Genomic DNA, 12376 nt, shown 5'->3' with positions numbered 1-12376 from the left:
TGGTGCCAAAGCGTTGGATTAGCTCGTCATATACCGTGATTGCGTCTTCTGAACGGCCTAGCTGGCCTAACGTCACGCCTTTGTTGCGCAGCGCCTTGGCCACCTGCTCTTGCACAGCGGGAGCATCGCTGGTGCCAAAGCGTTGGATTAGCTCGTCATATACCGTGATTGCGTCTTCTGAACGGCCTAGCTGGCCTAACGTCACACCTTTGTTGCACAGAGCCTTGGCCACTTGCTCTTGCAGGGCGGGAGCATCGCTGGTGCCAAAAAGCTGGATGAGTTCGTCATACACATTGATTTCTTGTGCAAGACTGGTTTGCTTAAGTGCACAGTTGAAATAGGCTTTGGCAACCCAGACTTCTTCAGTAACATTTTTAGGTCTGAGTTGTACCGATTGCTCAATAATATCCTGATATTTACCTTGTAAGAACAATTCAAGATAGTTTGGACGTTGTGCATCATGCTCTACTTTTTGTGCTTGCATGAGGCGTTGCCGTAGTTCTTGCAAAATATCTTGAGTTGCTATCGAAACAGATTGGCTATCTTCTAATTGAACCACTGGATGGACTATATTTTCATTATGATATTGTGGATAATCAGTGACTGCATCTAGCTCTTCGAGCAAGTGAGCATATGGATCAGTAATAATCATTGGAGGAAAACAATCTAGCTGTTGAGCTAGTTCGATCAAGAATAAATCAGCTCCATTTGCACAGCACATATAATAGGCTAAGCTTGTTTTTAAAATAGAGTCAGAAATATGCGTGGGCGCTTGCTCTTGCATATCGACCCAAAATAGTCGATGCTGGCCTGAAAAATGATTTTTTATCTGTGGAAAAAATGCGTCAGCTTGCCCGCTGTAACCAATAAACAATGCTGGGGATTCATTTAATGTTGCACATAAAAATTGGCTCAATTGTGCAGCATGTTCCGCAGTTTCTTTATCAGAATTGAGCTGAGCAAAACCATGGCTTTGTCCGTGAAGATGAACAATAGCAGGATTATCAATCAAGTGATATAAGTTTAAATTGGCAGCTGTAAAGTCATAAGTCGCGGGGTACAAACCTAATAGCCCGCAGCTACGAGCTAATAAATTATCAAAATTAAATGTTAACACGCGGCTAATGTAGCCTTCTCGTAGCAGGCATGCCAAGGCAATATGAGCCCAATTAATTTTCGCTTGATCAATATAGCTCTTAAGAAAACGCCTACGATCATCACGACCAATTTGGGCCATGCACTTACCGTAGTCTTCGCGATCAGCACCAACAAGCAATTTAAGCTCGGTTTCAAAACATTTATGCATTTCCTCAGTTAGTCTTTTTGCAAGAGGAATTCCTGCTGTAACTGAGCAACCGGCACCAGTGAAAAAAACAAAAGGCTTATTGCCATCCTTAGCTTTTTGCATAAACTTAGCTAAATCAGAAACATTATATTGCAGTGAGATCTTATCCATTCCCTAAACCTTGTGTAAGTCGTTTCTGTCATATGAGAAATACTATAAAATATCACCCCTTACCTTATTACGCTTACTAAATATCATTTCTATAGTGTTCTCTCGTTCGAGAGGTGATGCTCGTTTGAATATCTTAATGGCCGAAGAGAAAATGAGAAGAGGGCTTTGATAGAAATCTGTTCCAGATCAAAAAATTAGTCATCAGTGGCATTTGTATTTAGCAACTCATTTGGTTGGGAATGCAAAGCCGCCCTCACCCCAGCCCTCTCCCGGAGGGAGAGGGGGCAAACAGCCGGGAGCTGCAAGCGGGTGCAAGCGAGATAAAAAGACAGGGAGCCGGTCAGGCTCCCTTTGATGTGGTGATGCAGCGATACACCTGTGCGTGAGGCGGATACGCAGCCGGATCACTCACGGCCAATAGCATTTGGCCAATGTCATTCTTTATCGATTGGTCGCCGCCTTCATCCCTTCCACAAACTCTTTCAGACGAGTGAGCATATGTTCCGGGTTATGGTGGTGGGTCTCGATGATCTTCACCACGGCGGAGCCGGAGATTGCACCGGCGGCGCCAGCGGCGATGGCTTCACGCACCTGAGCCGGTTCGCTGATGCCAAAGCCGAGCAGGGCGGGGGGCGCCTTGAACTCGCGCAGTGTGTTAATGAGCCCCTCCACTGGCATGCCGGCCTTGGTCTCGGCACCGGTGACGCCCGCACGGCTCACCAGATAGGTGTAACCATTGCCGAGCTCCGCCACCTGTTTCAGGGTCTCGGCGTCGCCATTGGGCGGGGCGATAAAGATGCTGTCGATGCCAAACTTGTCGGCGGCCGCCTTGTAGGGGGCGCACATCTGTACCGGCACGTCGGCGACCAGCACCGAGTCCACGCCAGCCTGCTGGCACTTCTCGTAGAAGCCGTCAATTTTGCGCACATAGACCAGGTTGGCGTAGACCAAGAGGCCAATGGGCAGCTGGGGGTACTTGGCGCGGATGCGGCCAAGCAGCTCGAAGCAGTCATCCGGGGTGGTGTGGCTGGCAAATGCGCGCAGGGCGGCGCCTTGAATGGTGGGGCCGTCCGCCACCGGATCGGAGAAGGGAATGCCGAGCTCGAGGGCATCGGCGCCCCCTGCGACCAGCGCATCGACGATGGCCAGTGACAATTCGGGGGTGGGGTCACCCAGCATCACGAACGGCACAAAGGCACCCTGATTGGCCTCGTCCAGACGGGAGAAGAGTTGTGCGTAACGGTTCATGACAAGGTTCCTTCTTTCTCGAAAATATCGGCAACGGTGAAGATATCTTTGTCGCCACGGCCGGAGAGGTTGACGATGAGCACCTGCTCTTTTTCCGGTTCACTGCGGGCCATCTTGAGGGCATGGGCCAGCGCGTGGGAGGACTCCAGCGCCGGGATGATGCCTTCGGATTTGGCCAGCTCCTGGAAGGCGTCCAGCGCCTCCTTGTCGGTCACTGAGGGGTACTCGGCGCGGCCGATGGCGGCCAGATGGGCGTGTTGCGGGCCGACGGAGGGGAAGTCCAGCCCCGCCGAGACGGAGTAGGACTCCTGAATTTGCCCCTGATTGTCCTGCATCAGGTAGGAGTGCATGCCAAAGAAGACCCCCTTGCTACCGTGACCGAGCGGCGCACCGTGCTCGCCGCTCTCGATGCCGTGACCACCCGGCTCGACGCCGATGAGGCGCACCGACGGCTCATCGATAAAGTCGGCAAACATGCCGATGGCGTTCGACCCACCGCCGACGCAGGCAATCACCGCATCGGGCAAGCGCTCTTCTTTCTCGAAGCACTGGGCCTTGGCCTCTTCGCCGATCATCTTCTGGAACTCCCGCACGATAGTGGGGAAGGGGTGCGGACCGGCCGCGGTGCCGAGCAGGTAGTGGGCCGACTCGTAGTTGGCGGCCCAGTCGCGCAGCGCCTCGTTGCAGGCATCTTTCAGGGTGCTGGAGCCTGAGTGCACCGGGATAACGGTGGCGCCCATCAGCTTCATGCGAAAGACGTTGGGTTTCTGGCGCTCGCAATCCTTGGCGCCCATATAGACCCGGCACTTGAGGCCGAGCAGGGCACAGGCCAGTGCGGTTGCTACGCCGTGCTGACCGGCGCCGGTTTCGGCGATGATCTCGTTCTTGCCCATCCGCTTGGCCAGCAGCGCCTGACCCAGCACCTGGTTGGTCTTGTGGGCGCCGCCGTGCAGCAGATCTTCACGCTTCAGATAGAGGCGGGTCTTGGTGCCCTTGGTCAGATTGCGGGTCAGGGTGAGCGGCGTCGGGCGACCGGCATACTCGGTCAGCAGGGACTGAAACTCGGCGATAAAGGCCGGATCATCCTTGGCATCGACAAAGGCTTTTTCCAGCTGGAGCAGGGCCGGGATAAGGATTTGGGGTACATACATGCCACCAAATTCACCGAAAAACGGGTTGAGCAGGGTCATGGCTTCTTCCTTGTATTAGCTAAATCGAAACATCAAAAAGGGTTGCGTTACAGGTTGCGCAGTGCGCCGAAGGCGGCTGCAATCTTGTGCGTATCCTTCTGGCCCGGGGCACTCTCCACCCCGGAGTTGAAATCAAGGCCGAGGCAGCCCACTTGCGCCGCCTGCAGGGCGTTGTCGGGATTAAGGCCCCCCGCCAGCATCAGTTTGCTCTTGTCGAGCGTGGCCAGCATGGCCCAGTCGAACGCCTGACCGGTGCCGCCGCTCTGGCTGCCGACTTTCGTATCCAGCAGCAGGCGATCGGCCGGGTAGTCGAGGGCGGGCAGCGGCTCGCAACTTGTGATGCCAATTGCTTTCCAGATCTGGCAGCCAGTTGGCAGCAGTGGGCGCAGTTCCTCGATATAGGCAGCATCCTCATCCCCATGCAGCTGCACTGCAGAGAGCCCCAGCGCATCCACCGTCTTGGCGATGGTGGCGGGCTGGGCATTGCGAAATACCCCCACATAGGCGAGCGGCGCACCCGCCATCACGGCGCGGGCGGCGGGGATGTCTACATAGCGCGGGCTTTTGGCCACAAAGATCAGGCCGCCGAACACCGCGCCCGCCTGATGGGCGGCGGCGGCATCTTCGGCGCGGGTCAGGCCGCACACCTTGTTCTGGCCCAGTATCAGCTTGCGTACAGCCGCTTCCAAATCCGGCTCGGCCATCAATGACGAGCCCACCAGAAAGCCCTTGGCGTGGTGGCGCAGATCCGCCACCTGAGCGCGGTGATTGATGCCGGACTCGCTGATCACCACCCGATCGCTCGGAATATCTTTAGCCAGCTGTTTGGTGCGGTTGAGATCGACGCTCAAGTCGCGCAGATCCCGGTTGTTGATGCCAATCACCGGCGCCCCCAGCGCGATGGCGCGGGTCAGCTCCTCCTCGTTGCTCACCTCGGTCAGCACACCCAGCCCCAGCTCCTTGGCCACCGCGAACAGGGCGCGATACCCCTCGTCGGTGAGCACCGAGAGCATCAGCAGGATGGCGTCCGCCTGATAGTGGCGGGCCAGATAGACCTGATAGGGGTCAATCATAAAATCCTTGCAGAGCACCGGCTGCGATACGCGGCTACGCACCCGCGGCAAAAAGGTAAAATCCCCCTGAAAGAACTTCTCGTCGGTCAGCACCGAGATGGCGGTGGCGTATTTGCCATAGATGTCGGCGATGGCCTCCGGGCTGAAATCGTCGCGGATCAAGCCCTTGGAGGGGGAGGCCTTCTTGCACTCCAGAATAAAGCGGGTGGAGCCCGCCTTGAGGGCGCCTACGAAATCCCGATCGCTGGGGGTCAGCGTGCTCTGGAAGCTCTCCAGCGGCTGGGCCAGTTTGTGAGCGGCAACCCACTCCTGTTTGGCCGCCACGATCTTGCCGAGGATGGTCTGGCTGATGGAGGCCATGTTCAGAAAAGCATGGGGGGCAATAAGGTCTGACATCTCGTTATCCTTGCGAAACTGGCTCTTGCCCTGCGGGCATTCTGAATGACTGTTGTGCAACATGGTGGCTGACATCATGCCTCCTGATGGCCCGCTTCCTGATGGCTCAGAGTAGCCAGCCGAGCAGCCAGATCCGCTGCCTTGCCGCTCGCCAGCACCGCCAGCACCTCGGCCGCCGCGCTCTTGAGATCGGTCGCCTTGCCCGCCATCAGCAGCAGTGGCGCCACATTGGCGGCAATGGCGGCGTTGTGGGCCGGGGTGCCACGCCCCTCCAGAATGGCGGCGGTGATGGCGCGGTTCTCTTCAGGCTCCCCACCCTGAATGGCGCTGACCGGATAGGTCTCAAGGCCAAAGTCAGCCGGGGTTAACAGAAACTCGCGGATCTCGCCGTCACGGATCTGGGCCACCTGGGTCGGGCCGTGAATGGCAATTTCATCCAGCCCGGCACCGTGCACCACCATACCGGTTTTCAGCCCCAGTGCCAGCAGGGTTTCTGCGATGGGGCGCACCAGCTCGGGGGCATAGACCCCCATCAGCTGATAGGTGGGGCGAGCGGGGTTGATGAGCGGCCCCAGCACATTGAACAGGGTGCGGGTTTTGAGGGCCTGACGCACCGGCATGGCGTGGCGCACCCCGGCATGGTACTGGGGGGCGAACAGGAAGCAGATGCCGAGCTCATCCAGACAGCGGCGCGCCTGCGCCGGGCTCATGTCGAGCTTGATGCCCATTTTATCGAGCAGATCGCTCGAACCCGACTTGCTCGAGACCGAACGGTTGCCGTGCTTGGCCACTTTCAGGCCGCAGGCGGCGGCGACCAGCGCCGAGGTGGTGGAGACGTTGATGGTGTTGAGGCCATCGCCACCGGTACCGACGATGTCGCAAAACTCATAATCCGGACGCGGGAAGTCGCGCGCTTCTGCCAAGAGGGCCTCGGCGGCGCCGGCGATCTCCTCCGGGGTCTCCCCCTTGATCTTGAGGGCAGTCAGCAGGCTTGCGAGCACGATGGGATCCACTTCGCCACGAACCACCTGGCCGAAGGCGTCACGGGTACTTTCACGGCTCAGAGACTGACCCTGATAGAGGGTGTTGAGATGTTGATGCATGTTGGTCTCCTTACCGCACACTGCTTTCTGGACGGGTGATATGGGCGAGCGCCTGGGTCAGCAGACGGGCCCCTTCCGAGGTCATGATGGATTCCGGGTGGAACTGGAAGCCCAGTACCCGCTCATCCTGCTGCTCGATGGCCATGGGCATCCCCTGATAGTGGGCAATCACCGTCAGCTCTTCCGGTACATAGGTGGCGACCAGCGAGTGGTAGCGGGCCACCGGCAGCGGGCTCGGCAGACCGGCGAAGGCGCCGTGGCCGTTGTGCTCAATCAGGGAGCGCTTGCCGTGGACAATTTCGCCTGCCGCCCCGACGGTGCCGCCGTAGGCTTCGCAAAGGGCCTGATGACCGAGGCAGATACCGAGGATGGGCACCTGACCGCGGGCCAGCTTGATCAGATCAATCAGGCAGCCCGCCTCGTGGGGGGCGCCCGGCCCCGGCGAGAGCACCAGCACGGCGTCCCCTTCGCAGGCGGCGATCTCGCTCATGATGCGGCTGGCCGGCAGGCTGTTGCGGTAGATCCGCACCGGATAACCGAGGGAGCGGAACTGGTCGACGAGGTTGTAAGTAAATGAATCGAAGTTATCGAGCAGAAAGATGTTAGTCATGGCTCACGTCCTTATGTTGCTCCTGCTGGGCGCTCAGGGCTTGCAGGGAGGTGCCATGGCTGGCAGCGATGGCGGCCAGCACGGCGGCCGCCTTGGCGCGGGTTTCGTCCGCTTCGGCTTGCGGCTTGGAGTCATAGACCACACCGGCACCGGCCTGCACGTGGGCCACGCCCTCTTTGACAAACGCCGAGCGAATGACGATGCAGGTATCCATCTCGCCTGCGCCGTTGATGTAGCCAACCGCACCGCCGTAGCTGCCGCGGCGCTTGCCTTCCACCATGCGAATGAGCTCGCTGGCGCGGATCTTCGGCGCGCCGGTGAGGGTGCCCATGTTCATGCAGGCCTGATAGGCGTGCAGGGCGTCAAGGTCGGAGCGCAGGGTGCCGACCACCTTGGAGACCAGGTGCATCACGTGGCTGTAGCGATCCACTTTCAGCAGCTCCTTGACGTAGCGGGTGCCGGGCTCCGAGATGCGGGCGATGTCGTTGCGGCCCAGATCCACCAGCATCAGGTGCTCGGCCACCTCTTTTTCGTCCTGACGCAGTTCCAGCTCGATGCGGCCATCGAGATCCCGGTTGATGCTGCCATCCGGGTTGAAACCGCGGCGGCGGGTACCGGCGATGGGGTACATCTCCACATCGCGGCTGGCGGCGCAGAATTTCACCGCGCTCTCGGGGGAGGCGCCAAACAGGGTGAAGCCCTCATCCTGCACGTAGAACATGTAGGGGCTGGGGTTGGTCTGCTTGAGGCGGCGATAGGCGGCCAGGGGGCTGGGGCAGGGCAGGGAGAAGCAGCGGGACGGCACCACCTGGAAGATGTCGCCACGGCGGATAAAGCCCTTGAGCTTCTCTACCTCGGCGCAGAACTGTTTGTCGCTCTTGTCCACGCTCATGCCACCGGTCAGGGGCTGGGTGGTCAGCTCGGCGCTTAGAGGTTGCTGGCAAATCTGTTTGAAGTCGGTGAGCCGTTCGGTCAGGCGGGTGTATCTGTCTTCCACCTGGCTTTCGTCGCTGTCGCCGCCAAAGATGCAGGCCAGCAGTTGAGTGGTGCGTTCGATATGGTCGATGGTGATCAGGGTCTCGGCCACGTAGAAGCAGTAGTCGGGGCAGTCGTTGCTCCCCTGTGGCACTTCGGGCAGATCTTCAAAAGAGGCGATGAGGTCGTAGGCGAAGCTGCCCGCCATAAACAGGGCTTCTTTACCCAACTGGCAATCAAGCTCCCGCTGCAGGGTGCGCAGTACGTCCAGCACGCTGCTCCCCTTGAGGCGGGAATCTTCGTCCAGCTCCCGATCGGAGGCCGGGAAGTCGAGTTGCAGCTCGCCATCTACCAGCGAACGAGCCACCACCGCAGGCAGCCGCTCGGCCAGCAGGCTTTGCAACTGGGCGCCGTTGTCGTTCAGGCTGCGCACCCGCACGGTGCGACCACGGCACTCGATGCGCAGGCAGGCATCGACCAGCAGCAGGCTCTGTTTACCCGCCTTGGAGTCGATCTCGACCGATTCCAGCAGCAGGTTGTTGGGGCGGCCCTGACAGAGGCGGGTATAGAGCGCCAGCGGGTCGGCCACATAGGGGGCGTTGAGTTTGAGGGTATCGAATTCACCCAGAGGAAGGCGATGTGTGGCTGTCATAGTGCGTTCCCTTGCGTGTGATGCTGTTTACCGATGTTCATGACGTTGAATTCCTTAGAAATTTAATTGGTCCGGGGTGGCTGGTTCAGGGGCGCCATCGCCAGGTCAGCTTGCTTGTCTGAATTCTCGGTTTCATCACAGGTCCATTTACCGGATAATAAAAAAGCCCGCTGGGGTCAGCGGGCTTTTTCTTTGGGTTCTTAATTTGCTGTCAGATTACAGGTACAGCAACGACCACACGCCCGCATGTCAGGGAGTGTGCCACCACCAGATGGTCAGGATGGAAGTCGTTTGCATGATAAAGTCCTGTAAAAAGATGTTTGCAATGAAGTGCCTACAGAAAACGATAAAGCCGCGGCCAAGTCAAGTCGCTTTTTAGCCTTCTTTCACCGATTTGCCATGAATGGTGACCTGACCACGAGAGCGGAATAACCTGATGAGATTCGATCTTCACTGCCATACCACTGCCTCCGACGGGGTGCTGAGCCCGGCCGAACTGGTGCGCCGCGCCGCCGAAAAACAGGTCGAAGTGTTAGCAGTTACTGACCACGACACCCTCGCCGGGCTTGATGAGGTGCGTCGCACTATCGACGCCGAGCAACTGCCGCTGCGGCTGGTGAGCGGGGTCGAAATCTCCACCGGCTGGGAGCATCACGAAATTCATATCGTGGCGCTGGGGGTGGATGAAAAAAATCCGCAGCTGTTGGATTTTCTGGCCGGTCAGCTGGCACGTCGTGAGGCGCGTGCGCTGGAAATCGGGCGTCGTCTGGAGAAGTGCCACATCCCCGGCACCTATGAAGAGGCCAAACAGCTCGCCGGTGATGCTGCCGTGACCCGTGCCCACTTTGCCCGGGTGCTGGTGGCACGCGGGGTGGCCGACAACATGCAGAAGGTATTCAAAAAGTACCTGAGCCGTGGCAATAAAGGCTATGCCCCGGCCGAGTGGCCCGAGATGAGCGAAGCCATTACCGCCATTCACGCCGCCGGTGGGCTGGCGGTGCTGGCCCACCCCAGCCGTTACGATCTCACCGCCAAGTGGATCAAGCGGCTGCTGGTGGCCTTCAAGGCGGCCGGTGGCGATGCCATGGAGGTCTCATTGCCTCAGCAGAGCCCGCAGGAGCGGGCCAATCTGGGCCAGTGGGCCAAGGATCACGACCTCTATATCTCGGTGGGATCGGATTTTCACTTCCCCTCCAACTGGACCGAGCTGGGCCGCCACCTCTGGTTGCCAAAGGAAGGCATGCCAGTCTGGTTGGCCTATCCCGGTCACTTTGGGCTCACCACCGAGCAACATGCCGAGCTGCTGGCGAGCCGGTAACGGCGCCAGCGAAATAGGGAACAAGCCGGCAAGAGGGGATTCCCATAGTGTGGCTGGCCTATCCCGGTCACTTTGGGCTCACCACCGAGCAACAAGCCGAGCTGCTGGCGAGCCGGTAACGGCGCCAGCGAAGCGGCCACAAACAGGTTAAGGTAGTGTCATGGGTCTTTGACCCGTGACCATACGAGCGGGCAGGTATTGCTGCCCCCATTGCGAGAACAAGCTATGAGTCAGCATTTTTACGTACATCCGGAAAACCCCCAGGCCCGTCTGATCGGTCAAGCGGTACAGATCATCCAGAACGGCGGCGTCATCGTCTATCCGACCGACTCCGGTTATGCGCTGGGTTGCCAGATGGGTGACAAGGGCGCGCTGGAGCGCATCTGCCGCATCCGTCGCCTCGACGCCAACCACGACTTCACCCTGGTGTGCCGCGATCTCTCCGAGATCTCCACCTACGCCAAGGTCGACAACAGCGCATTTCGCCTGATCAAGAACAACACCCCGGGCGCCTACACCTTCATCTTCAAGGCGACCAAAGAGGTGCCGCGCCGCCTGATGAACGAGAAGAAAAAGAGCATCGGCATCCGGGTGCCGGACAACAAGATTGCCCAGGCACTGCTGGAAGCCCTCGGCGAGCCGCTGCTCTCCACCACATTGATCCTGCCGGACTCCGAGATGGCCGAGTTTGACCCGGAAGAGATCTTCGACAAGCTGGGCAAGCAGATCGATCTGGTGGTCAACGGTGGTTATCTGGGCGAGCAGCCCACCACAGTGGTCGATTTCTCTGACGACGAGCCGGTATTGCGTCGTCGCGGCGCCGGGGATCCGACCCCGTTTGAGTGATGTCACTGAACCGGTGACAGTCCCTTCCGCCGAGACGGGGATTGGCGCCGCACTACCCATCGCGAAAGTCCTGGGGCAGCCCTATCACGAGCTGCCCCAGGACCTGTTCATCCCGCCCGATGCGCTGGAGGTGTTCCTCGATACCTTCGAGGGGCCGCTCGATCTGCTGCTCTATCTGATCCGGCGCCAGCAGCTCGATATCCTCAACCTGCCAATCCTGCAGATCACTGCCCAGTACATGGAGTACGTGGAGCTGATGCAGGGGCTCAACCTTGAGCTGGCGGCCGAATATCTGCTGATGGCGGCCTGGCTCGCGGAGATAAAATCCCGTCTGCTGCTGCCCAAGGCACCGGAGCTGGAGGATGAAGAGGAGGGGGAAGACCCGCGGGTGACCCTGATCCGCCGCCTGCAGGAGTACGAGCGCTACAAGGTAGGTGCAGAGAAGGTCAATGAGCTGCCACGGGTGGAGCGGGAGATTTATATCGCGGCCGCCCTGCCCCCCGATTTTGGCGCCCTCAAGCCACTGGCGCCCGATGTTTCGCTGGTTGAGCTCGCCCTTTACATGCAAAGTGTGGTAAAACGCGCGACTCATTTCGAACATCACCAGATCCGCCGCGAACAGATCCCGACCCGGGTGCGCATGGCGGAGATCCTCGCCATGCTCACGCTGGGGCAGACCCTGCGCCTTGAGCAGGTGCTGCGCGCCGAAGAGGGGCGCATGGGGGTATTGGTGACGTTTCTGGCCCTGCTGGAGCTGTGCAAGGAGCAACTGATCTGGATCCTGCAGGCAGAACCACTCGGTCCTATCCATTTTGCATTGGCCGAGCAGAGCGAGGAGGGCAACCGTGGCGCTGCCCACTGAACGACTCAAGACTCTGATCGAAGCGGCGCTGTTTGTGGCCGGTCGTCCGCTCAATGTCAGCGAGCTGAAAAGCAGCGTGCTGGCCGATTATCCGGTGACCAGTCGCTATGTTCAGCTGCTGTTGGCCGAGATCAGGCAAGATTACAGCTCGCGAGGCGTCGAGCTCAAAGAGGTCGCCTCCGGCTGGCGCTTTCAGGCGCGTCAGGAGTATGCCGAGGAGCTCTCGCGGCTCTGGAGCGAGCGTGCGCCGCGCTATTCGCGCGCCGTGATGGAGACGCTGACCCTGATCGCCTATCGCCAACCCATCACCCGGGCCGAGATCGAAGCGATCCGCGGGGTGGCGGTGTCGAGCCAGATAGTGAATACCCTGAAAGAGCGTGGCTGGGTGCGCAGCATTGGCCACAAAGAGGTGGCAGGTCGCCCCGAGCTGCTCGCCACCACCAGAGAGTTTCTGGATTACTTTAATCTGCAGAGTCTGGAGCAGCTCCCTGAGCTGGATCCGGAGCTGCAACCCCTGTTGCCCTCTGCGGTGGACGGGGATAGCGATGCCCGGTGAATGGCGCCCAAGCGTGCCGATGTCACCGAGATATACATTTTTCAACTGTGGCGAGTGCTCCAAACGGCGTTTGTTACAGTTAACCCCGTTG

General features: G+C 59.2%; 11 protein-coding genes. 4 read left to right on the top strand and 7 right to left on the bottom strand.

The window, feature by feature from the left end:
* The 7 genes from OKC31_RS02445 to OKC31_RS02415 form a co-directional block, all read right to left on the bottom strand.
* A partial coding sequence (locus tag OKC31_RS02445) for an SIR2 family protein (protein ID WP_270656183.1) occupies positions 1-1456 on the bottom strand: 1456 nt, incomplete at its 3' end.
* Positions 1457-1897: 441 nt separating this feature from the next.
* Positions 1898-2704, bottom strand: coding sequence for a tryptophan synthase subunit alpha (trpA, locus tag OKC31_RS02440; protein ID WP_211028533.1), 807 nt, complete (start codon positions 2702-2704; stop codon positions 1898-1900).
* The gene (gene trpB, locus OKC31_RS02435) at positions 2701-3894 is read right to left on the bottom strand and encodes a tryptophan synthase subunit beta (protein WP_005338139.1); all 1194 of its coding nucleotides are present in this window, start codon (positions 3892-3894) and stop codon (positions 2701-2703) included. Before trpB ends, trpA begins: the two co-directional genes overlap by 4 nt.
* 47 nt (positions 3895-3941) lie before the next feature.
* Entirely contained in the window at positions 3942-5438 is a 1497-nt protein-coding gene (gene trpCF, locus OKC31_RS02430; protein ID WP_270656320.1) for a bifunctional indole-3-glycerol-phosphate synthase TrpC/phosphoribosylanthranilate isomerase TrpF, read from the bottom strand.
* A complete protein-coding gene (gene trpD, locus OKC31_RS02425) occupies positions 5438-6466 on the bottom strand; it encodes an anthranilate phosphoribosyltransferase (RefSeq protein ID WP_113738847.1) in 1029 nt (342 codons plus the stop codon). Before trpD ends, trpCF begins: the two co-directional genes overlap by 1 nt.
* Positions 6467-6476: 10 nt before the next feature.
* The gene (locus OKC31_RS02420; RefSeq protein ID WP_005359135.1) at positions 6477-7076 is read right to left on the bottom strand and encodes an aminodeoxychorismate/anthranilate synthase component II; all 600 of its coding nucleotides are present in this window, start codon (positions 7074-7076) and stop codon (positions 6477-6479) included.
* Positions 7069-8703 (bottom strand): anthranilate synthase component 1, encoded by a 1635-nt coding sequence (locus OKC31_RS02415; RefSeq protein ID WP_270656181.1) that lies wholly within the window; start codon positions 8701-8703, stop codon positions 7069-7071. Before OKC31_RS02415 ends, OKC31_RS02420 begins: the two co-directional genes overlap by 8 nt.
* Positions 8704-9139: 436 nt before the next feature.
* Here OKC31_RS02415 and rnm point away from each other — a divergent pair, with 436 nt between their 5' ends.
* The 4 genes from rnm (at position 9140) to scpB (ending at position 12285) form a co-directional block, all read left to right on the top strand.
* The gene (gene rnm, locus OKC31_RS02410) at positions 9140-10021 is read left to right on the top strand and encodes an RNase RNM (RefSeq protein WP_270656179.1); all 882 of its coding nucleotides are present in this window, start codon (positions 9140-9142) and stop codon (positions 10019-10021) included.
* A 225-nt stretch (positions 10022-10246) separates the two neighbouring features.
* The gene (locus OKC31_RS02405; protein WP_005338129.1) at positions 10247-10867 is read left to right on the top strand and encodes an L-threonylcarbamoyladenylate synthase; all 621 of its coding nucleotides are present in this window, start codon (positions 10247-10249) and stop codon (positions 10865-10867) included.
* Entirely contained in the window at positions 10860-11729 is an 870-nt protein-coding gene (locus OKC31_RS02400; protein WP_270656176.1) for a segregation and condensation protein A, read from the top strand. The genes OKC31_RS02405 and OKC31_RS02400 overlap by 8 nt, the downstream gene beginning before the upstream one ends.
* The gene (gene scpB / locus OKC31_RS02395; protein ID WP_270656173.1) at positions 11713-12285 is read left to right on the top strand and encodes an SMC-Scp complex subunit ScpB; all 573 of its coding nucleotides are present in this window, start codon (positions 11713-11715) and stop codon (positions 12283-12285) included. Before OKC31_RS02400 ends, scpB begins: the two co-directional genes overlap by 17 nt.
* The last annotated feature ends 91 nt before the right edge of the window (positions 12286-12376 follow it).

The organism is Aeromonas sp. Y293-4 (assembly GCF_027705905.1).
GTDB classification, from domain to species: domain Bacteria; phylum Pseudomonadota; class Gammaproteobacteria; order Enterobacterales; family Aeromonadaceae; genus Aeromonas; species Aeromonas veronii.
The sequence above is the reverse complement of the archived record's forward strand: the minus strand, read 5'-3'. Positions and strand labels throughout refer to the sequence as shown.